At 68.6% G+C, this 19,928-nt stretch carries 20 protein-coding genes, 1 tRNA gene and 1 other RNA gene; 11 read left to right on the top strand and 11 right to left on the bottom strand.

The annotated features are described in order from the left end of the window. Window positions 1–4: 4 nt before the first annotated feature. Window positions 5–1,183 carry an acyl-CoA dehydrogenase family protein gene (locus EGT67_RS16130; RefSeq protein WP_127917097.1) on the bottom strand — a complete coding sequence of 393 codons (1,179 nt, stop codon included), beginning with the start codon at window positions 1,181–1,183 and terminating at the stop codon, window positions 5–7. Between the two features lie 370 nt (window positions 1,184–1,553). On the opposite strand from EGT67_RS16130, the gene EGT67_RS16135 reads away from it, so the two are divergent. Both EGT67_RS16135 and tgt read left to right on the top strand, forming a co-directional pair. Further along, the gene (locus EGT67_RS16135) at window positions 1,554–2,393 is read left to right on the top strand and encodes a class I SAM-dependent methyltransferase (protein ID WP_127917098.1); all 840 of its coding nucleotides are present in this window, start codon (window positions 1,554–1,556) and stop codon (window positions 2,391–2,393) included. Window positions 2,394–2,436: 43 nt separating this feature from the next. Then, on the top strand, window positions 2,437–3,702 hold the full coding sequence (gene tgt / locus EGT67_RS16140; RefSeq protein WP_127917099.1) for a tRNA guanosine(34) transglycosylase Tgt: 1,266 nt from the start codon (window positions 2,437–2,439) through the stop codon (window positions 3,700–3,702). On the opposite strand, the gene EGT67_RS16145 is transcribed toward tgt, so the two are convergent. The 4 genes from EGT67_RS16145 to gluQRS all read right to left on the bottom strand — a co-directional run bounded on the left by EGT67_RS16145 (window position 3,669) and on the right by gluQRS (window position 7,056). Next, entirely contained in the window at window positions 3,669–4,421 is a 753-nt protein-coding gene (locus EGT67_RS16145; RefSeq protein ID WP_127917100.1) for a queuosine precursor transporter, read from the bottom strand. The two genes, tgt and EGT67_RS16145, sit on opposite strands and share 34 nt — an antisense overlap. A 127-nt stretch (window positions 4,422–4,548) precedes the next feature. After that, window positions 4,549–5,049 (bottom strand): DUF4282 domain-containing protein, encoded by a 501-nt coding sequence (locus EGT67_RS25220; RefSeq protein ID WP_206612413.1) that lies wholly within the window; start codon window positions 5,047–5,049, stop codon window positions 4,549–4,551. 75 nt (window positions 5,050–5,124) lie between these two features. Then, complete coding sequence (locus tag EGT67_RS16160) at window positions 5,125–5,724, bottom strand: hypothetical protein (protein ID WP_338324863.1); 600 nt, start codon at window positions 5,722–5,724, stop codon at window positions 5,125–5,127. A gap of 417 nt (window positions 5,725–6,141) precedes the next feature. Then, window positions 6,142–7,056: a tRNA glutamyl-Q(34) synthetase GluQRS gene (gene gluQRS / locus EGT67_RS16165; RefSeq protein WP_127917104.1), complete on the bottom strand. Its 915-nt coding sequence runs from the start codon at window positions 7,054–7,056 to the stop codon at window positions 6,142–6,144. Between the two features lie 210 nt (window positions 7,057–7,266). On the opposite strand from gluQRS, the gene ctaD reads away from it, so the two are divergent. After that, window positions 7,267–9,057 (top strand): aa3-type cytochrome oxidase subunit I, encoded by a 1,791-nt coding sequence (ctaD, locus tag EGT67_RS16170; RefSeq protein WP_127917105.1) that lies wholly within the window; start codon window positions 7,267–7,269, stop codon window positions 9,055–9,057. A gap of 23 nt (window positions 9,058–9,080) precedes the next feature. Here the strand turns inward: ctaD and EGT67_RS16175 are convergent, their stop codons facing one another. Then, window positions 9,081–9,638 carry a TIGR03086 family metal-binding protein gene (locus tag EGT67_RS16175; protein WP_127917106.1) on the bottom strand — a complete coding sequence of 186 codons (558 nt, stop codon included), beginning with the start codon at window positions 9,636–9,638 and terminating at the stop codon, window positions 9,081–9,083. Next, window positions 9,635–10,444, bottom strand: a complete 810-nt coding sequence (locus EGT67_RS16180) for a helix-turn-helix domain-containing protein (RefSeq protein ID WP_127917107.1) — start codon at window positions 10,442–10,444, stop codon at window positions 9,635–9,637. Before EGT67_RS16180 ends, EGT67_RS16175 begins: the two co-directional genes overlap by 4 nt. A 78-nt stretch (window positions 10,445–10,522) precedes the next feature. Here EGT67_RS16180 and EGT67_RS16185 point away from each other — a divergent pair, with 78 nt between their 5' ends. Beyond that, window positions 10,523–11,017 carry a COG4315 family predicted lipoprotein gene (locus tag EGT67_RS16185; protein ID WP_127917108.1) on the top strand — a complete coding sequence of 165 codons (495 nt, stop codon included), beginning with the start codon at window positions 10,523–10,525 and terminating at the stop codon, window positions 11,015–11,017. Between the two features lie 3 nt (window positions 11,018–11,020). On the opposite strand, the gene EGT67_RS16190 is transcribed toward EGT67_RS16185, so the two are convergent. Further along, on the bottom strand, window positions 11,021–11,416 hold the full coding sequence (locus EGT67_RS16190; protein ID WP_206612414.1) for a DUF2510 domain-containing protein: 396 nt from the start codon (window positions 11,414–11,416) through the stop codon (window positions 11,021–11,023). Between the two features lie 654 nt (window positions 11,417–12,070). Continuing rightward, a tRNA-Ser gene (locus EGT67_RS16195) sits at window positions 12,071–12,158 on the bottom strand. A 96-nt stretch (window positions 12,159–12,254) separates the two neighbouring features. On the opposite strand from EGT67_RS16195, the gene ffs reads away from it, so the two are divergent. Together ffs and EGT67_RS16205 are read left to right on the top strand one after the other, a co-directional pair. Further along, an RNA gene (gene ffs, locus EGT67_RS16200) (signal recognition particle sRNA small type) lies at window positions 12,255–12,349 on the top strand. A 41-nt stretch (window positions 12,350–12,390) separates the two neighbouring features. Next, window positions 12,391–13,683, top strand: a complete 1,293-nt coding sequence (locus tag EGT67_RS16205) for an aspartate aminotransferase type Ic (protein ID WP_127917109.1) — start codon at window positions 12,391–12,393, stop codon at window positions 13,681–13,683. Window positions 13,684–13,765: 82 nt separating this feature from the next. Here EGT67_RS16205 and fepB read toward each other — a convergent pair whose 3' ends face one another. Beyond that, on the bottom strand, window positions 13,766–14,797 hold the full coding sequence (fepB, locus tag EGT67_RS16210) for a Fe2+-enterobactin ABC transporter substrate-binding protein (RefSeq protein ID WP_127917110.1): 1,032 nt from the start codon (window positions 14,795–14,797) through the stop codon (window positions 13,766–13,768). A gap of 71 nt (window positions 14,798–14,868) precedes the next feature. On the opposite strand from fepB, the gene fes reads away from it, so the two are divergent. From fes to EGT67_RS16235, 5 genes are all read left to right on the top strand, one after another. After that, on the top strand, window positions 14,869–16,029 hold the full coding sequence (fes, locus tag EGT67_RS16215) for an enterochelin esterase (protein WP_127917111.1): 1,161 nt from the start codon (window positions 14,869–14,871) through the stop codon (window positions 16,027–16,029). Window positions 16,030–16,166: 137 nt separating this feature from the next. Beyond that, on the top strand, window positions 16,167–17,495 hold the full coding sequence (locus EGT67_RS16220; protein ID WP_127917112.1) for a hypothetical protein: 1,329 nt from the start codon (window positions 16,167–16,169) through the stop codon (window positions 17,493–17,495). A gap of 46 nt (window positions 17,496–17,541) precedes the next feature. Then, complete coding sequence (locus tag EGT67_RS16225) at window positions 17,542–18,126, top strand: HhH-GPD-type base excision DNA repair protein (protein WP_127917113.1); 585 nt, start codon at window positions 17,542–17,544, stop codon at window positions 18,124–18,126. Window positions 18,127–18,136: 10 nt separating this feature from the next. Beyond that, entirely contained in the window at window positions 18,137–18,976 is an 840-nt protein-coding gene (locus tag EGT67_RS16230) for an ankyrin repeat domain-containing protein (protein WP_127917114.1), read from the top strand. 58 nt (window positions 18,977–19,034) lie between these two features. Further along, entirely contained in the window at window positions 19,035–19,475 is a 441-nt protein-coding gene (locus tag EGT67_RS16235) for a VOC family protein (RefSeq protein ID WP_127917115.1), read from the top strand. 39 nt (window positions 19,476–19,514) lie between these two features. Here EGT67_RS16235 and EGT67_RS16240 read toward each other — a convergent pair whose 3' ends face one another. After that, window positions 19,515–19,913, bottom strand: coding sequence for a VOC family protein (locus EGT67_RS16240; RefSeq protein WP_127917116.1), 399 nt, complete (start codon window positions 19,911–19,913; stop codon window positions 19,515–19,517). Between the last annotated feature and the right edge of the window lie 15 nt (window positions 19,914–19,928).

Genomic DNA, 19,928 nt, shown 5'->3' on the forward strand with positions numbered 1-19,928 from the left:
GAATTCAGATCATCGCGCGGTGGATGCCCTGTGGCTCGCCGCCGAGTTCGGTCAGCGCGGAGGCGTAGAAGATCGACCCGGGCACGTGGATCGCGTGCGACAGGCCGGCGTGGGCGTCCCGCCAGAACCGCTGCATCGGCGTCTTCATCTGCAGCGCACCGCCACCGGCTCGAGCGAAGACCTCGTCCACGGCGCGGACCGCGCGCCACGCGGCCGCGGTCTGGGTGCGCCGGCCGACGGCCCGCTCTTCGAAGGTGACCTCCTCGCCGCGCTCGGTCATGTCCCAGAAGCGGTCCACGGTAGACAGGAGCGCGGCCCGCGACGCCGCGATCTCTGCGGCCGCGTCACCGATGGCGAACAGCACGTGCGGGTCCTCCTTGGCGGCGGTGCCCGCGACCGTGATCCGGGTCCGCTGCGCCGCCATGTGGCAGGCCAGCGCACCCTCGGCCATGCCGATCAGGGACGACGTGATGCCGAGCGGGAAGATGCACGAGAACGGGAAGTTGTACAGCGTCTCGCTCCGGCCGGCCTCCTTCGGTGCGGTGCCGTCGAACACCTTCGACGCGTCCAGCGTGCGATGCGTCGGGATGAAGGCGTCCTCGACGATCAGGTCCTTGCTGCCGGTGCCGCGCAGGCCGACGACGTCCCAGCTCTCGTGGTCGATCTCGTAGTCGCTGCGGGGCAGCAGCACGTGCAGGATCTGCGGCGGCACCGATCGATTGCCGTCGCGATCGCCGACGGCCGCCCCGATCATGACCCACTGGCAGTGGTCGGTGCCCGACGAGAACGACCAGCGTCCGTTGAGGATGTAGCCGCCGTCGGTGGGCACTGCCACACCCATCGGTGCGTACGGCGATGCCATCCAGGTATCGGGGTCCTTGCCCCAGACCTCGTCCTGGGCCTTCGGGTCGAAGAAGGCGAGTTCCCAGGAGTGGACGCCGACGATGCCGCCGACCCAGCCGGTGGCGCCGTCCATCGCGCCGATCGCCATCGTGGTCTCGGCGAATTCTCGGGGATGCACCTCGAGGCCGCCGTGGCCCTTGGGCTGCAGCATCCGGATGACCCCGGCCTCCCGCAGTCGCTTGGCGTTGGCGTCGGTCAGACGCATCAGCTTGTCGCCCTCGACGCCGTCGACGCGAATCTCGTCGGCGTACTGCGCAATCCGATCCAGGACGTGTCCCATGGTTTCCCTCGTCTCGGTCCGTGGTTGATTCCTGCAACTACATCTCGATACTAGAACGTGTTCATCGTATCGGTTCGGGGAACTCGCCGATCGGAATCCGATGACGCAGACTGTGCGCCGGTTCAGGTTTTGCGATCGAGATACGGCGTTTACCTTTTTGTTTGCTGAAGCATCGGGCCTCGGCGATTCGCCCGATTCGGGTCGCGAGTGCCGAGTGGATGCCGCCCCGCTTGGGCGCGGCGACGGCAAAACTGCAACGTGTTCTAGCTATCCGGTGACCGGAAGTGGTAGCCGCGGCCGGTAGCGGGGTGGTCGCCGGCAACCCCTCGGGGGTCTTTCGATCGTTATCGGCTGGGCGCAGGCTCGGATCATGAGCGAATCACTTGTTGCGAAGGAAGCCGACCGCGCGCTCAAGGCCAAACATCGTGCGGTGTGGGCGTCGGGCGACTACCCGGCCGTCGCCGCCGACGTCATCCCGGACCTGGGCGGCGTGCTCGTCCGGGCATCGGGTGTGCACAGCGGGCAGCGGGTTCTCGACGTCGGTGCGGGGAGCGGTAACGCGGCGATCCCGGCCGCGTTGACCGGTGCCGCGGTCGTCGCGTCGGATCTCACGCCCGAACTGTTCGACGCCGGACGGCGACTCGCCGCCAAGCGCGGCGCCGAACTCGAATGGCAGGCCGCCGACGCGGAGGCGCTGCCGTTCGGCGACGCCGAGTTCGACGTCGTGATGTCGTGCCTGGGCGTGATGTTCGCGCCGCATCACCAGGCCGGCGCCGACGAGATGGTCCGCGTGTGCAAGCCCGGTGGCACCATCGGCCTGCTCAGTTGGACGCCGGACGGGTTCATCGGCCGGATGTTCGCGGTGATGAAGCCGTATGCGCCGCCGCCCCCGCCCGGTGCGCAGCCGCCACCGTTGTGGGGCGACGAGGCTCACGTCCGCGAACTGCTGGGGGACCGGGTCACCGATGTGGTCGCGCAGCGCGACACCGTCCGCGTCGACCACTTCGACAGTCCGGAGGCGTTCCGGGACTACTTCAAGGCCAACTACGGTCCGATGATTGCGGTGTACAAGGCGATATCCGACGATGCCGACAAGGTCGCGGCGCTCGACGCCGGGCTCGCCGACCTGGCCCGGCAGTTCGAGGTGGGCGACGGGTCGTTCGCGATGGACTGGGAGTACCTGCTGCTCACCGCCCGCAAGCGGGCGTAGCCGGAGTCGGGGTCGTCGACCTTCGCTGTGACACTATGGCCAGGTGAGTGATGTAGTGCCGACCCCGCCCGACCCGTTCTTCACGGTGGGCACCCGCCTGCCCGACCGTCTGGGCCGCACCGGCACCATCCACACGCCGCACGGCGACATCCAGACGCCCGCGTTCATCGCGGTCGGCACCAAGGCCACCGTCAAGGCGGTGCTGCCGGAGTCGATGAGGGACCTCGGCGCACAGGCCGTGCTCGCCAACGCGTACCACCTGTACCTGCAGCCCGGACCGGACATCGTCGACGAGGCCGGCGGGCTCGGCAAGTTCATGAACTGGGACGGCCCCACCTTCACGGACAGCGGCGGCTTTCAGGTGATGTCGCTCGGTGTCGGGTTCAAGAAGGTCCTCGCGATGGAGGCCGTCGGCGTCCAGTCCGACGACGTCATCGCCGAGGGCAAGCAGCGCCTCGCGCACGTCGACGACGACGGCGTCACGTTCAAGTCGCACCTCGACGGCTCGCCGCACCGGTTCACCCCGGAGGTGTCGATGCAGATCCAGCATCAGTTGGGCGCCGACATCATGTTCGCGTTCGACGAGCTGACCACGCTGCTCAACACTCGCGGCTACCAGGAGCAGTCCGTCGAGCGGACGCAGGCGTGGGCGGTGCGGTGCATCGCCGAGCACGAGAAGCTCACCGCCGAGCGCGCGCACCGTCCGTACCAGGCGCTGTTCGGTGTGGTGCAGGGCGCACAGTACGAGGACCTGCGGCGGCAGGCCGCCCGCGGACTCGAGTCCATCACCGGCGTCAGCGGTCGCGGCTTCGACGGCTACGGCATCGGCGGCGCGCTCGAGAAGCAGAACCTCGGCACCATCGTGCGGTGGGTCAACGAGGAGTTGCCCGAGCACAAGCCGCGGCACATGCTCGGCATCAGCGAGCCCGACGACATGTTCGTGGCGATCGAGAACGGCGCCGACACGTTCGACTGCGTCAACCCGTCGCGGGTGGCCCGCAACGCGGCGATCTACCACCCCGACGGCCGCTTCAACATCAACACCGCGCGGTTCCGTCGGGACTTCACCCCGATCGACGACGAGTGCGACTGCTACACGTGCGCCAACTACACGCGCGCGTACATCCACCACCTGTTCAAGGCGAAGGAGATGCTCGCCTCGACGCTCTGCACCATCCACAACGAGCGGTTCACCGTGCGTCTGGTGGACCGGATCCGGGAGAGCATCGAGGGCGGCTACTTCGAGGAGCTCAAGCGCGAGACCCTCGGCCGCTTCTACGGCAAGCGGCCGTCGTCCAACGGCGCGTAGCTGGGCTCGCGCTTCTTCACGTACGCGATCACCCGGTACGTCACCGGCATCACGAGGATCTCGACGAGGGTCTTCCACAGGAAGCCCACGATCAGGTAGTTGAGGAAGTCCTCCCACGTGGAGATGCCGATCGCGCCGGCGGCGATGGAGCAGAAGATCAGGGTGTCGGCGAACTCGCCGACGACGGTGGAACCGATCAGCCGCGCCCACAGGTGCTTCTCGCGGGTGCGTTCCTTGATGAGCACCAGGACGGCCGAGTTGAGCAACTGGCCGACCAGGTAGCCGGCGAGCCCGGCGATCAGCAGTCGCGGCACGACGCCGACGACGGCGTCGAAGGCGGCCTGGTTCTCGTAGAAGTCGGCGGGCGGCAATTCCTGGGTGATCCAGAAGGCCAGCGCCGCGAGCAGCAGCGACCCGAAACCGATGTAGATCGCGCGTCGCGTCGCCTTGAAGCCGTACACCTCGCTGAGCACGTCGCCGACGACGTAGGCGAGGGGGAAGAGGAAGAATCCGCCGTCGGTGATGATCGGCAGGATCTGGAACGGGCCGACCGAGACGTCCTGGTCGACGAAGAACGCCACCCCCTTGGTGGCGCAGATATTGGAGATCAGCAGCGTCGCCGTGAACAGGGCCACCATGGTGGCGTAGTAGCCGCGGCTGACGTGCGCAAAGGACGCCGGATCGGACGCGTGGGGCGGGGACTGTACTGACTCTGTCACCGCGCCATCCAAGCATCCGCCGCGGTGTGACGCAGACCCGCCCCGACCGCCGCCCGGTTTGCGCACTTATCGCTGGTCCCGGGTGGTCCAGGCAGCGATAAGTGCGCAAAACGCGGGACTCAGGGCGTCAGCGCCGCTTGAGTTCCTTCACGTCCTCGGAGATCTTGATGACCGCGACGTAGAACTCGAGACTGATGCGGACGAGCGCGAGCATCACGATGAAGAACAGCGCGCCCAGGACCAGCGTCAAGATCCCGAGAGCGGGGGCGTCGCCGGTGAAGCCCGACACACCGATCGACAACGCACCGAGACCCACGAAGATCGTCACGAGGATGTAGACGACCTTGACGACCTTCGGGGTGACGTAGCTGTCGAAGTTGTAGTCGAACAGCGCCGAGAAGAAGCTGCTCGGCGACTGCCCGGGCTGTCCGCCCATGGGGCCCGGGCCCATGGGACCGGGGGCCGGCGGGGCCGCGGTGAAGCCGCCGTACGGAGGGCCGGGCGGCGGCGGCACGGGCTGGCCCGGGCCGGGCGGCGGGAACCCGGGCGGGGGGAAACCGGGCGGAGGCGTCGCTGCGCCGCCGAAGGCCCCCGAGTTGCTCGGATCGTTGGTGTCGCCGGTATTCATCGTGTCCCCTCGTCTGTGCATGGTTAGGCAACGTGCGAGGACACAATACGGGTAAGTCGGTTTTGTGCGGGTCGGCTAAGGCTCCACGCGCCCTCCCGTGATGACCCGGTATGCGTAGGTCGACGCGATGATCGTCATCGGAACGGTGATGAACAGACCCAGTCCGAGGGGAATCAGGCCGAGGATGTTCAGGCCGATCATGGCGAGGGCGAGGAGCAGCAGCGTTCCCCAGTCCGAGGCGATCGCGCCGAAGCTGGACTTGATCGCCGTGATCGGGTCCTGGTTCCGGTCGATGACGAACTGCAGTGTCCACCACGTCATGAACATCACGATCAGGCCCGGGATGATCAACAGGATCAGGCCGACCGTCGTGAGCACCGCGACGAGGAAGCACGCCACGATGACGGCCCCGATGTTCCGGAGTCGGAAGAACGACCCGATGGACGGTTTGGTGCCGTCCGTCTCCTGCAGTGCGCCGGTCACGAATGCGGCCTGGAGCAGGTAGCCGACGATCGCGATGACCAAGGTTCCGATCACGTTCGTCGCGAACGAATCTCGATCGTTGAACGCCCAGTTCAGCAGGCCCTGGATGATCCCGGCGATGAGCATCAGCACCACCCAGGACAGGGCGTTGCCCGCGAACTTGCGCCACGCGTACGAGATCGCGTCACCCACGCGGAGCCCGCCTCCGGGGGGCGCCTGACCGTAGCCGGCGTCGAATGCCGGTGGGGGTGGCGGATAGCTCCCCGGCGGGGGCGGATAGCCGCCTTGCGGTGGCGGGTAACTGCCAGGTGGTGGAGGGTAATTGCCGGGCGGGGGAGGAGGTGGCGGCGGGGGATAGCCACCCTGTGGCGGCGGCGGGGGATAGCCGCCTTGTGGTGGTGGCGGCGGGGGGTAGTTGCCCGGCGGGGGCGGAGGGGCACCCCCGGGTTGCGGTTCGTTGTTGCCGTCTTCGGGATTCCGGTTCGGGTCTTGTCCACCAGTTGTCATGTGTGCACCTGGGTTTCGTCGCGGTCCTTTGCGGAAGATCGACGTTCTGGTCCCACACCCTACGTGGCGGATGGTTGGTTTGCGCGTTCTACGCGATCGAAATCAGCTGTCGAAGATCCACGGATCCGCAGGAACACTCTCAGGATCCCACCGATCGAGAAGCTGAGTGAGAGTAACGATCTCGCCGTCGGCGGCCATTCCCAGCGACCGCGCGAGCGCGGCCAGGACGTCGGTCGGGGTGCGCCCCAGCGCCTCCTGGTCCGCCAGGGTGACCGCGCCGTCGCGCTTGGCCAAACGTTTGCCCTCGGCGTTGAGTGCGAGTGGCACGTGCGCGTACGTCGGCGCCGGCAGCCCCAGCAGCCCGGCGAGGTAGGCCTGGCGGGGCGCCGACGACAGCAGGTCGTCGCCGCGGACCACCTGGTCGATGCCCTGCGCCGCATCGTCCACGACCACCGCGAGGTTGTAGGCGGGGGTCCCGTCGCCGCGTCGGAGCACCAGGTCGTCGACGGTGCCGGTGTAGCGGCCGCGCAACTCGTCCTCGACGGTGAACTTGTCCGTCCCCGCCCGCAGTCGCAGCGCCGGCGGGCGGCCGCTGTCCCGCCGTTCGGCGCGTTCGGCGTCGGTCAGATTGCGGCATGTGCCCGGGTACGCACCGGCCGGTGCGTGCGGAGCCGACGCCGCCTGGAGGATTTCCTTACGCGTACAAAAGCATTCGTACGTGAGCCCGGCGCGCCGCAACCGCGCGATCGCGGAGTCGTACAGCGGCAGCCGCGTCGACTGGTGGACCACGTCGCCGTCCCAGTCCAGTCCGAGCGCGGCGAGGTCGGCGAGTTGGCGTTCCTCGGCGCCGGGGCGGACCCGGTCCAGATCCTCGACGCGGACGAGGAAGCGGCGTCCGGTGGAGCGGGCGAACAGCCAGGCGAGCAGCGCCGTGCGCAGGTTGCCCAGATGCAGGTCGCCGGACGGGCTGGGAGCGAATCGTCCCGCATGGGTGGTTCCGTCGACCTGTTTCGGCATTGGTGCAGCTTATCGGGGTCGCTGACGGTGTCGGGGACCCGGTCCGCCCGGCCGAATCCGTAGCCAAACAGGCCTCGGAAGGCGTAGCGTCCACAGTGCTGAGTCTGTGCCGGCCGCCGCCCTGCCGATGGATGCTTCGGCAGATCGCGACCGGTGACGCCTTCGAGGGAGCGCGCACCCGTCGCCGGGACGTGCGGTCAGGAGGTCCCGGTGGCGACCGTCGCATCCAAACCCGTTGCCGTTCGGCCCTATCCGCCGCGCTGGGCCCGCAAGGGCGCATTCATCTATCGCGTGATCACGACGACGGATCCGAAGCTGCTCGGGATCATGTACCTGATCACGTCGTTCGCGTTCTTCATGTTCGGCGGTCTGCTGGCGCTGCTGATGCGCGCCGAACTCGCGGTCCCCGGTCTGCAGTTCCTGTCGAACGAGCAGTACAACCAGCTGTTCACGATGCACGGCACGATCATGCTGCTGCTGTATGCGACGCCGATCGTGTTCGGATTCGCGAACTACATCCTCCCGCTGCAGATCGGCGCCCCCGACGTGGCGTTCCCGCGGCTCAACGCCTTCAGCTACTGGGCGTACCTGTTCGGCGGGATCATCGCGTCGGCTGGGTTCATCACACCCGGCGGCGCGGCCGACTTCGGCTGGACCGCGTACTCGCCGTTGACGAGTGACCTGCACGCGCCGGGGATGGGGGCCAACCTGTGGATCATGGGGCTCGCGCTCAGCGGCCTCGGCACGATCCTGGGCGCGGTCAACATGATCACCACCGTGATCTGTCTGCGGGCACCCGGCATGACCATGTTCCGGATGCCGATCTTCACGTGGAACATCTTCATCACCAGCATCCTGATCCTGGTGGCGTTCCCGATCCTGACGTCGGCGCTGATGGGCCTGTTCGCCGAGCGGGTGGTCGGCGCGAACGTCTACGAGCCCGCGACGGGCGGAGTCCTTCTGTGGCAGCACTTGTTCTGGTTCTTCGGCCATCCCGAGGTGTACATCGTCGCGCTGCCGTTCTTCGGCATCATCTCGGAGATCCTCCCTGTGTTCTCCCGGAAGCCGATCTTCGGTTACACGGGTCTGGTGTACGCGACGATCGCGATCTCCGCGCTGTCCGTCGCGGTGTGGGCGCACCACATGTACGCGACGGGTGCCGTTCTGCTGCCGTTCTTCTCGTTCATGACATTCCTCATCGCGGTTCCGACCGGTGTGAAGTTCTTCAATTGGATAGGCACGCTGTGGCGCGGCCAGCTCACGTTCGAAACCGCGATGCTGTTCTCGATCGGGTTCATCGTCACGTTCCTCTTCGGTGGTCTGTCCGGTGTACTGCTGGCCAGCCCGCCGATCGACTTCCACGTCACCGACTCGTATTTCGTGATCGCGCACTTCCACTACGTGCTCTTCGGCACCATCGTCTTCGCCACCTACGCGGGCATCTACTTCTGGTTCCCGAAGATGACCGGCCGCATGCTCGACGAGCGGTTGGGCACGTGGCACTTCTGGATGACGTTCGTCGGCTTCCACACCACGTTCCTCGTCCAGCACTGGCTCGGTGCCGAAGGCATGCCGCGCCGCTACGCCGACTACCTGCCCACCGACGGGTTCACGACTCTCAACGAGGTATCCACCATCGGCTCGTTCATCCTGGGTGCCTCGACGCTGCCGTTCCTGTGGAACGTGTTCAAGAGCTACCGCTACGGGCAGGTCGTCACCGTGGACGACCCGTGGGGTTACGGCAACTCGCTCGAGTGGGCGACGACGTGTCCGCCGCCGCGGCACAACTTCACCGAGCTGCCCCGGATCCGTTCGGAGCGGCCGGCATTCGAACTGCACTACCCGCACATGGTGGAGCGGATACGGGCCGAGGCCCACGTGGGTCCCGGCAGTGCCGGTCGCCGGGTGACCGACTTGATCGAGAGCAGCGACCGCGAGGCGGACAGTGACCGCACGCCGTTGCCGGAGGAGGAGCATTACAAACCCGGCGACGACACATGACGTCGCCGCCGGGTGCGGTTCGATCAGGCGCGGCGGCCGAGCGCCGCGAGGGCCCTCGTACGGCGGTCGGCGTCCGGGGACACCGCGACCGCCGGCCCACACACGCCGTCCATGTGGAGCGAGTCGCCGAGCTGCGCGATGACGGCGTCGAGCATCTCCAGGTCACGGTCAGGGATCGTCTCGTCCAGGCCTGCGGCGCGGGCGATGTCCCAGCCGTGGACGATCAGGTCGAAGCAGTAGAAGGTGCGGATCGTCGACGCCAGGTCGGTGCGCCCGAAGTGGCCGTCGTACTCGCGTCCGGCCTTCGCCGGGTCGTCGAGGATTGCCTGGACCGCGTCCCGCGTGTGCCGCCACGCGCCGACCGGATCGGAAGCCACGGACGGGCCGTCGGGAACGGACAGGCCGACGACGTCCATCATCCGGGTCTGCGTCTCGACGACGTGGGCGAGCACGTCGAGGGTGCTCCATCCCGCGCACGGGGAGGGGCTGTCCCAACGATCGGCGGGGACGGCATCGACGATCTCGGTGAGGCTCGCGGCGAGGCGTCGGTACAGGTCGGGGGTCGATTCGGTGGTGATCATGCAGCCGATTCTCCGTTCTCGGCGGCGGCACGGTCTTGCATCGATCGGACATCGAGAACCGACGCCGCGCCGTGCCAGTCCGGGGCCTCCCCGGCGAGCAGTTCGGTGGGCGTGACCGTCGCGATGCGCCGGCACTCGCGGGACAGGTGCGCCTGGTCGCTGTACCCGGCGTCGGCGGCGAGCGCGGCGAGACCGCGGTCGCGGTCCGCTCGGGCCAGGTGCATGAAGCGTTGCAGTCGCAGGATCGAGCGCAGCGTCGACGGCCCGTACCCGAACGCGTCGTTGCAGCGGCGCTGCAGTTGGCGTCCGGTCATCGACGACGCGCCCGCCAGCGTGTCGACGCTCCAGGAGTGGGCGGACAGTGCCGAGGTGATCCGGGCCGCGAGCGGATCGGGGGTGGGCCGGGCGTCGAGCCAGCGCCGTCCGGCGGCCTGTAACACCGCCAGTCGGGCTGCGGCGCCGTCGGTGTGTTCGAGTCGGTCGACGAGGGAGCGCTCGGCTGCCGACCCCAGCACGTCGGAGAGGTCGACCCGGATGTCGCGGATCTGGGCCGCCGAGGTGCGCAGCACGTGCGGGGCCGATCCCGGGCGGAAGCGGATCCCGAACGATTCGGTGCCGGGTGGCAGCGTGAACGACCATGCGGTGGTCTCCGGTCCGCAGACCCGCACGCCCACACCGGGAATCCACAGCACGTCGATGCAGCCGTCGGGCACCAGTAGGTGCCGACCCTCCGCGCGTGCCGACCACGCGCACACGAGGGTCCCGGCAAGGTCCGGCGTCACCGCGGTCGGCGTGTACCACCCCATGCGGCCCAGGGTAGGTGCGGGCACCGACAGTCAGGGGCCGAACCGGGACGGCCCGAAGGTCAGGAGAGGAGCCCACGCATGAGGAGAATTCTTGCGATCCCGCTCACCGTGCTCGCGGCGGGCGCGGTGTTGGTCGGCTGCTCGAACGACGACGATTCCGGTCCGGCTCCGTCCACGACACCGATGCCGTCGACGGTGCCGGCGGCCGGTCCGGCACTGTCGACCGCCCAGACGAGCATCGGCGAGGTCGTGGTCGACGTGAACGGGATGACCGTCTACGCGTACGACCGGGACCGACCCGGCACCAACGCCAGCGCGTGCGACTCGAGGTGTCTCCAGATGTGGCCGCCCGTCACGAGTGACACCACCCGCCCCGAGGTGGCCGGTGTCGGCGGCGTCGTCGGCACGATTCCCGGGCCGCTCGGCGGCCACCAGGTCACCGTCAACGGCATGCCGTTGTACCTGTTCGCGGGCGATTCGCGGCCCGGTTCGGTGGCAGGTCAGGGCATGGACAACCTGTGGTGGGCGCTCAACCCGGCGGGGGAGAAGATCACGAACGCGCCGGGCGGGTGAGCGTCATCGCCGGGCGATGGCGACGATGATCCACACGATGAGCCATAGCCCGCCCGTGAGGATCGTCAGGATGAAGTGCAGTAGGTGGTTGACGGGCTTGCGGCCGCTGACCACGACGGTTGCCGCTGCCGACGCCGACGACGAATTGTTGATGATGATCGGAGCGGGCGGTGCGGCGACGGCGGGAGCATGCGCCTGAGGTGCGGTGTGTTCCGTCCACCGAACGCCGTCCCAGTACCGCTGAACCGGCTTTCCCTCCGGATCCGCGTACCAACCGGCGGGCATCGAGGGCGGCGGCGGAGTCGGGACCGGCGTCGAAGGAGCCACCTTCGGAAGGACGAGGGTGTCGGGGTTCGACGCAACCGGCGCGGGAACGAGCGGGCGATCGGGAGTGGTCATGGTTCCTCCGTGGGATTGGATTCGGTCTGTCGAAGCTTCGTGCCAGTTGGGCGAAGTCGTTCGAAGCGTGTGGGATCCGCGTGCCCGAGGCTTGGGCGACACGTTGACAGGCGGGGATGCCGGCGCAGTTGCGCCTGCGCCTTCGACCGCTCGGGCTGATTGCCGATTGCCGATTGCCGATTGCCGATTGCGGACGGCGGTGGTGAAGGTGGCTACCGTCGGGTTGGCGTCATCTGTCCGTCCGGTGCGCGGCGAGGTGTTCGCTGGGCACCGTCGGCGGTTCGAGAAGCGCGACGCGGATCGATCGATCTCGTGTGATGTGGTCGTGCTCCACGGGCACACAGATGTATTCGTCGTTGGACGCCATCATCCCCTCGGATTCGTCGTGCACTGTGCTTCACCTACCAGCACCCCCCAGTGAGCGCCGACGTGAGGACCCGTTCATCGCGGGAACTCGGCGAGGTAACGATACAAGTTACATTCGCGGCCGGACACGAAACGTGTCTTGTCCCGGTGTAGGGGACAACGGACGTGCTGGGGGTGACGTTCGGCGGCGTCGCACCGCGTCGGCGGAAATGCCCGGGCTTCGATGAGTACGCCGGGCACAACGAGAAAAGCCCCCGATCTGCGATGTCGCAGATCGGGGGCTTCCCGTGGCGGAGGATAGGGGATTTGAACCCCTGAGGGCGTTAACCCAACCCGCGTTCCAGGCGAGCGCCATAGGCCACTAGGCGAATCCTCCGTGGGGGAGCCTACCTGTTGGAGGGGTAGGAATGCCAAACGGGGTCCCCGGGAGGGGTGGATCACTGCGATTCCCGATCGTCCGGTTACACTCGTAGGCGGATCCCGCGCGGCGCGCATCCTGTGAACTCCCCCAGGGCCGGAAGGCAGCAAGGGTCAACGGGCTCTGCCGGGTGCGCGGGGTCCCCTATCTCTTCCCGTCCCCGACCAGTCGAGTCGGTGAAAGGCCGCCCATGCCTGTGCAGACCCAAATCGGGTTGATGAGCCATGAAGAACTTCGCGCCGAACTCGAGCGTCAGACGGCGAAGTACGAACAGCTCAAGGCGGAGAAGCTCAAGCTCGACCTCACCCGTGGCAAGCCGGCGCCGGAACAGTTGGATCTGTCGAACGGCCTGCTCGCGCTTCCGGGTGACGGCGACTTCCGGGACGGCGACGGCACCGACTGCCGCAACTACGGCGGCCTGACGGGCCTGCCGGAACTGCGCGCGATCTTCGGCGAACTGCTCGGCATCCCGACGGCGAACTTGATTGCCGGCAACAACGCGAGCCTCGAGATCATGCATGACACCATCGTGTTCTCGCTGCTGCACGGCACCCCGGACTCCCCGCGGCCGTGGTCGCAGGAGTCGGTGATCAAGTTCCTGTGCCCCGCGCCCGGCTACGACCGCCACTTCGCGATCACCGAGTCGTACGGCATCGAGATGATCGCGATCCCGATGCGCGACGACGGCCCGGACATGGCCGAGGTCACCGAACTGGTGACGTCGGATCCGCAGATCAAGGGCATCTGGTGCGTTCCCACGTACTCCAACCCCACCGGTGCGGTGTACTCCGAGGACGTCGCCCGGGCGCTGGCGTCGATGCCCGCAGCGGCCCCCGACTTCCGCATCTACTGGGACAACGCGTACGCCGTGCACCCGCTGGTCGAGGAGTGCGCGCCCGCGCTCGACATCCTCGGCATGGCCGCGGAGGCCGGGAACCCGAACCGTCCGCTGGTGTTCGCGTCCACGTCGAAGATCACCTTCGCCGGCGCGGGTGTCAGCTTCTTCGGCAGCTCCGAGGCGAACCAGGCCTGGTACCAGCAGCACCTCGGCAAGAAGAGCATCGGCCCGGACAAGGTCAACCAGCTGCGCCACCTGCGCTTCTTCGGTGATGCCGCCGGTGTCCGTGCCCACATGGACAAGCACCGCGAGATCCTGGCGCCCAAGTTCGCCAAGGTGCTCGAGATCCTCGAGGATCGCCTCGGCGCGACGAAGGTCGCGTCGTGGACCGAGCCCAAGGGCGGCTACTTCATCAGTCTCGACGTCGTCGACGGCACCGCAAAGCGCGTCATCGCGCTCGCGAAGGAAGCCGGCATCGCGCTCACCGCGGCCGGTTCCGCCTTCCCGTACAAGCAGGACCCCGAGGACAAGAACATCCGCCTCGCCCCGAGCTTCCCGTCGATGGACGAGCTCGCGAAGGCGATGGACGGCGTCGCGACCTGCGTCCTGCTGGCGGCCGCGGAGCACGCGCTCACCAAGCAGTAACCGACGAACACCACAGTGGCCGGTCACCTCGCGGTGACCGGCCACTGTCGTGTTCCCAAGCCCTGAACGGGAATTCGAGGGGCTAGGAGAGCGCCGCCACGATGCGGTCGACGACGTTGTTCGCGCTGTAGTAGTCCAGGCGGAAGCTGTCGTAGTCGAGCGCGAAGACGGCGCCGCGCTGCACCGACGGCACGGCGGCGAGCGTCGGGTCGGCCTTCAACCTGTCCGCACCCGGCTGCTGGGCGTTGATGACGAACGTCGTCGGACCGGTCAGCGCGCGCGGCAGGTTCTCCATGTTCACCGCGACGATGTCCGAGCGTCCGGCCGCCGCGCCCGTGCCGGCGATCTCGCTGGGCAGATCGGCGACGGTGAGGCCCAGTCGCGTGGCGAGACGTCCCTGCGCCGACTCGGCCGTGAAGATGCGCGAATCCTCCGGCGAGTTGTAGGTGAGGATGTTCACGGGTGCGGCGCCGTCCTCCAGGGCGGGCGCGATGGACTGCTTGGCGTCGTCGACCTTCGCGTCGAACTCGGCGAGCAGTTCCTTCGCCCGATCCTCCTTGCCGACCGCGGCGGCCAACTGGGTGGTCAGGTCCTGCCACGACTTGTCGGAGTAGTCGAACAGCAGCGTCGGGGCGATCTGCGACAGGGTCTCGACCTGCTGCGCGGCCGAGTCGGCGCCACTGGTGGAGACGACGATCAGATCGGGGGCGGCCGCGGTGATCTTCTCGACGTTCGGCGGGCCCTGGTACAGGACCTCGACGTCACGTTCGGCGGCGACGTCGGCCCACTGCGTGAACAGGCCCTGATCGTCGGTGACCGTGCTCTTGGGCTGCGCGCCCGTGCCGATCAGCGGCGCGTCGAGCGACAGCAGCGATCCGGTGAGGGTGACGCTGGTGGACACGATGCGCCGGGGCTGGGCGTCGAGCGTGACCGGGCCCGTGGCGGTCTCGACGGTGCGGGGCCACTCGCCGGACTGCGCGGTGGTGGGCGCCGCGGCGTCCGCGGACTCGTCGTCGGACGAGCAGGCGGCCGTCGTCAGCCCGATCGCGAGGGCGCCGAGGGCGACCGCGAAGCGGGTGCCGACCGGGCGTCGGCGAAGGGTTGTGGATGACAAGGGGGGGTCCTCCTGGGGGTGAGTAAGGTGACCCTACTATTAGGGAAGCATTACTTTAGTAAGGGGTACCTATGTCGGAGGTCGCGTCGGCCGACGTTCTCGAGCGGCGCCTGCGCGCGGAGGGCGGGCCGCTGATCGACCCGGGCCGGCCCGGATTCGTGACCGCGACGTTCGTGTGGCGGGCGCCGGCGGGATCGCCGGTCCGCCACGTCTACCTCGACGCCAACGGCGTCACCGACCGTCGGGACCCCGGCGGCAACGCGCTCCGGCGGGTGCCCGGCAGCGACCTGTGGATGCTCTCGCGGGAGGTGCCCGAGCAGTGGCGCGGCGGCTACGGCTTCCTGCCACGCGTCGAGCCGATCATCGAACCTGCTGCGGGGCAGACGGAATGGGAGTGGTGGCGCGGCGTGATCGCCGGTCTCGTCACCGACGAACTGAACCCGCTGCCGGTCGTGTCGTCGATGGGTCTGCCCGCGCGTTCGGAGGCGGTGATGCCGGGTGCGCCCACGCAGCGGTGGTGGGTGCACGGCGCGCCGGCGCGCGGCACCATGACGGAGGAGTCGAGGGTGCTCGCGGGGGTGCGCCGGAGCATCTGGTTCTACGAACCCCCGGGGCTCGCGCGGAGGGACCGCCCGGTGCTCGTCGTGTTCGACGGCCGGGTGGCGGCGGTCGAGATTCCGCTCGCGCCCGCCCTCGACCGGATCGGTGCGCGCGGCCACCGGGTTCCGCTGGTGGTGATGATCGACAGCATCGACCCCGGTCTGCGTTCGCGCGAACTGCCGTGCAGCCCGGAGTTTCTCGATGCACTCACCGGCGACCTGCTGCCGCATCTCCGTGAGCGGTGGGGTGCGACCGGCGATCCGGCGTCGGTGCTGGTCGGTGGTTCGAGCTACGGCGGACTCGCGGCCACCTTCGCGGCGTTGCACGCTCCCGACCACTTCGGTGGGGCGGTCAGCCTGTCGGGCTCGTTCTGGTGGCCGCGACCCGAGATGCGGGGACACTCGATCCAGAATCGGCTGGCGGGCCTCGAGGTGAGCGCGTCACGCTTCTGGATGGCCGCCGGACTGCTCGAGCCTCGACTGATCGGGGAGAACAGAGAGGTGCGGGACCTACTGCGGGCCAAAGGGTTCGAGGTGGACTACCGCGAATTCTGCGGCGGTCACGACTACATCCAGTGGCGGGATCTGCTGGTCGAGGGGGCGTCGGCGCTGCTGGGCCGCGCCGACGCCTGATTCGCGCTCAGTTCCCGGCGTGGTCCCCGGCATCGCTCGTCGCGGTCAGTCCGGGGTAGCCGTTCGGTCGGGAAAGCTGACATACTCCGGCCAGGGTCGCCGCGCCGGACGCGGCGGGTTCGAAAGTGGTGAGTGTCATGGCCACCCCGGCCACTGTCGACGGGCATCGAGTGCCGGCGTCGTCGACGCGTCGAGCAGGCAGCCTCGACGTCTTCCTGCTGGCTCTGAACATCCCGGGCAGGCCCGGCGACTGGGGCCAGGAATCCGAGCCGAGCCCGCGTCCGGGTTCCGCGCCGTTCCTGCCGGCGTCGAACGCCCACCCGGTGAGCGCGTCGCTGCCGGTGCATCTGGTCGCGGTGCGGGAGTGCATCGAGTGCACGAGCGGCGAGCTGGTACTCGGAACGTGCTCGGCGCCAATCCATGTCGGACCTCCTGCACACTGTCTGTCGCTGTGGGCGGTGCCGGGCCACGGGGCTGTGCTCGCGTGCGAGGCGTGGACCGCCGATCCGGTGGAGGGCCTGGCCGACTGGTGTGGGAGCGGCGTCGACGGGACGGTCGACCGGTTGCTCGCGCCGTTCGGGCTCACCGCGGACGCACGTCTGCACGAGGTCTTTCCGGACCTCGATCCCACGCTGCCGAACGTCCGCCTGTCCGAACTGGTCGCCGGTACCGGACACGAACGCGCCTCGGCCGCACTGGTCGTCGAGGTGAGCAGCGACGGTGGTGATCGCGTCCGGCAGCGGATGGACGGCGGCGGAACGGACGCCGCGGGGTGGAGTTGGGAGCGCATCGCGCTGGTCGATCGGCCGGCCCGGGCCGGTGCAGCGATCGCCGTCCGGGAGGACGCCGGGGCGATCCTGTTCGATCTCGACGCCACCGCCGCGGACCACGACCACGACGTGTTCGGTGTGAGCGAGATGATCCGTGCCCTCGTGCCGTGGGTTGCGGTCCGGTCGCGGCACGCCGCGGACTACCGCTTGGTGCTCGACCACCTGCGCGATCACGACGCATTGAAGGACGCCCGCCTGCTGGCCGCGCTCGACGACGTCGCCGCCGTGCAGGCGCGGCGCATGGAACGGGTCCTGCTGGTCACCGAGGCTCGGCACGACGGTGAGTCGCTGCCCCGGATGTCGCCCGCGCAGTTGCGCACGGTGATGGTGCGGCGGCTGTCGGCGGAGATGACGGCGCTCGACGCCGAACTGGGGGAGGCGACCCGGGTGATCGAGCGGGCACTGCTGCGCAGTGCCGAGCGCCGCGGGAACCGGCATTCCCGGATCGCGCAGGCGTGGTCGGTCGCGGCCGGTGTGATCGCGGTGGTCGCGGTGTTCGCCGCGCTCGCGGCCGTCCCCGCGGTGGACCAGCCGACGCTGTTCGGGCACTGGCTCGAGGCCCTCGCGGCCACGGTCGCGATCACCGCGGGTGTCATCGTCGTCGTGATCGCCTGGCGGCGCCCGCCGCGTCGGTAGCGGCGGATGGTGCCTGCGGCGTCCGGTCGGGTGGCAGGATCGGGGCATGGCACTCACGCTGAACCTCGTCGGTGACCCGGAAGCGGACGCCCTGCTGGCGTCGGACCCGCTCGCGCTGCTGATCGGCATGCTCCTCGACCAGCAGGTGCCGATGGAGACCGCGTTCGCCGGCCCGAAGAAGCTCGACGACCGCCTCGGCGGCCTCGACGTCCACAAGATCGCGGAGATGAGCCCGGACGACTTCATCGCGGTGTGCGCGCAGCCGCCGGCGGTGCACCGGTTCCCGAAGTCGATGGGGGAGCGGATCCAGTCGCTGTGCGCGTACATCGTCGAGCACTACGACGGTGACACCGCCGCGATCTGGACGTCCGGCGACCCGGACGGCAAGGAGGTGCTGAAGCGCCTCAAGGCGCTGCCCGGCTACGGCGACCAGAAGGCACGGATCTTCCTGGCGCTGCTGGGCAAGCAGATCGGCGTGCAGCCGACGGGCTGGCGGGAGGCCGCCGGGTCGTACGGCGACGACGGCTCCCGCCGCTCGATCGCCGACGTCGTCGACCGGCAGACGCTTCTCGAGGTGCGCGAGTTCAAGCAGGCCGCCAAGGCCGCGGCGAAGGCGGCGAAGGGGAAGTAGCGATGCCTGCATGAACGACGACGGGTCGCTGCTGTACGCGTGTGTCGCGAACGACACCGATCTGGTGCGGGAACGCATCGTGGGCGCGACTCCCGCCCAGCTGAAGAAGTCCACGCAGGAGCACGGGACACCGCTGCACGCGGCCGCGCTCTGCGGCAACACCGCTGCCGTTGATCTGCTGATCGCTGCCGGTGCAGATCTGGAGGCGGGCAACTTCGTCCGCAACAACCCGATGCTGGCCTGCATCGAGGCGGGCGAGCTCGACATGGCCCGCTGCCTGCTCGAGCGGGGCTCGTCGCCGACCCGGAAGGGGCTGCAGAATCGCGGCGCGCTAAGCCTGCTGATCCTGCATTCATGGGATCGCGACTTCGCGGAACGCCTGCTGTCGCTCGGCGTCGACGTGAACGCGACCGCTCTCGACAAGCAGAACCTGCTCGGCGACGCGGCCGGCATCGACAACGGCGACGCCATCGACTGGCTCCTCGGACACGGGATCGACGGGGCATTCCTCGTCGAGGCCCTGCGCGCGGCCCTCTGGCACAACGCGGTCGACGCCGTCACCCTGCTGCTCGACAGGGGCGCCGATCTCGACGAGATGTTCACGACGGCCAAGGGACTCGGCAAGAGCGTGTATCACTGGACGGCCACCGGCGACGGGCGGAAGCCGCTCCTGCGCCTCCTGCTGGCGCGCGGCGTCGACTTCACCCGGGCCCCGGCCCGGCAGATCTCGGTCACCACGGGAACGACGAAGCTCAGCCCCCTGGACTACGCGCGGGAGCGCCTCGAAATGTTCCCCGACGCAACGGAGATCGCCGAGAACATCGCCCTCATCGAGGGCACCGGCCGGTAGCGTCGGCTCCGTCCCCGCACCGAATCCGCAAGACGGCATCGCAGGATGGATGGTCTCCATGGCTCACGTGCAACGTTTCGACCACGTCGGCATCACCGTCGCGGACCTCGACGCGGCGACGGCGTTCTTCGTCGGACTCGGTCTCGAGGTGGAGGGCACCGGGTCCGTCGAGGGCGAGTTCGTGGAGACCGTGTGCGGCATTCCCGGCGCGCACTGCAACATCGTGATGCTGCGGCCGCCCGGCGGCGGGTCCAGGCTGGAACTCTCGGCCTTCGTCACGCCCGACCACGTGCCCGGATCGCCGACGGCGATGGCCAACGAGCTCGGGTTGCGCAACGTGTCCTTCGAGGTCGGCGATCTCCAGGCGGCCGTCGACGCGGTCGCGGCGGACGGGTACGGGCTCGTCGGCGGCATCGGCGAATACGAGAACAGTGTGCGCATGGCCTACGTGCGTGGGCCCGACGGGATCATCGTGTCCCTGTTCGAGCAGATCGGCTGACACCCGAGTCCGATCATCGCGATTCGGGAGCAGCCAGGTTCAGCCGGGCGGTGCGAAGAACTCGAGCGCGATGTTGTCCGGGTCGCGGAACGACAGCCCGGAACCGTAGGCGGCGGTCTTGATGCCGTCGTGCGCGATGCCGAGCTCGTCGAGACGGTCCCGCCAGAATGCGAGTTCCCCGGTGGTGCAGGCGAATGCGACGTGATCGAGCCCGATGCGTCGTTCGTCGAACTCCGTGTCCGGGCGCTCGCCGGTGTGGGTGTGCAGGCCGAACATCGTCCCGCCGCCGAGTACGAACACGGCGTGATGGAAGGCGCCGGATTCCTCGTCCTCGTCGAGCACCGGTGGCAACCCGAACAGGCGGGTGTACCACTCGGTGCTGACGGCCATGTCGGACACCGTGACCGCGATGTGGGTGAGAGCTGGGAACGGTGCCACGACGCACCTCTACTT

This window comes from Prescottella agglutinans (assembly GCF_004011865.1).
GTDB lineage: Bacteria > Actinomycetota > Actinomycetes > Mycobacteriales > Mycobacteriaceae > Prescottella > Prescottella agglutinans.

Bases quoted from the DNA above. Each gene is read 5' to 3' on its own strand.
- EGT67_RS16130 (WP_127917097.1), bottom strand. From the start codon at position 1,183: ATGGGACACGTCCTGGATCGGATTGCGCAGTACGCCGACGAGATTCGC.
- EGT67_RS16135 (WP_127917098.1), top strand. From the start codon at position 1,554: ATGAGCGAATCACTTGTTGCGAAGGAAGCCGACCGCGCGCTCAAGGCC.
- EGT67_RS25220 (WP_206612413.1), bottom strand. From the start codon at position 5,049: ATGAATACCGGCGACACCAACGATCCGAGCAACTCGGGGGCCTTCGGC.
- gluQRS (WP_127917104.1), bottom strand. From the start codon at position 7,056: ATGCCGAAACAGGTCGACGGAACCACCCATGCGGGACGATTCGCTCCC.
- EGT67_RS16175 (WP_127917106.1), bottom strand. From the start codon at position 9,638: ATGATCACCACCGAATCGACCCCCGACCTGTACCGACGCCTCGCCGCG.
- EGT67_RS16180 (WP_127917107.1), bottom strand. From the start codon at position 10,444: ATGGGGTGGTACACGCCGACCGCGGTGACGCCGGACCTTGCCGGGACC.
- EGT67_RS16185 (WP_127917108.1), top strand. From the start codon at position 10,523: ATGAGGAGAATTCTTGCGATCCCGCTCACCGTGCTCGCGGCGGGCGCG.
- EGT67_RS16190 (WP_206612414.1), bottom strand. From the start codon at position 11,416: ATGACCACTCCCGATCGCCCGCTCGTTCCCGCGCCGGTTGCGTCGAAC.
- EGT67_RS16205 (WP_127917109.1), top strand. From the start codon at position 12,391: ATGCCTGTGCAGACCCAAATCGGGTTGATGAGCCATGAAGAACTTCGC.
- fes (WP_127917111.1), top strand. From the start codon at position 14,869: ATGTCGGAGGTCGCGTCGGCCGACGTTCTCGAGCGGCGCCTGCGCGCG.
- EGT67_RS16220 (WP_127917112.1), top strand. From the start codon at position 16,167: ATGGCCACCCCGGCCACTGTCGACGGGCATCGAGTGCCGGCGTCGTCG.
- EGT67_RS16225 (WP_127917113.1), top strand. From the start codon at position 17,542: ATGGCACTCACGCTGAACCTCGTCGGTGACCCGGAAGCGGACGCCCTG.
- EGT67_RS16230 (WP_127917114.1), top strand. From the start codon at position 18,137: ATGAACGACGACGGGTCGCTGCTGTACGCGTGTGTCGCGAACGACACC.
- EGT67_RS16235 (WP_127917115.1), top strand. From the start codon at position 19,035: ATGGCTCACGTGCAACGTTTCGACCACGTCGGCATCACCGTCGCGGAC.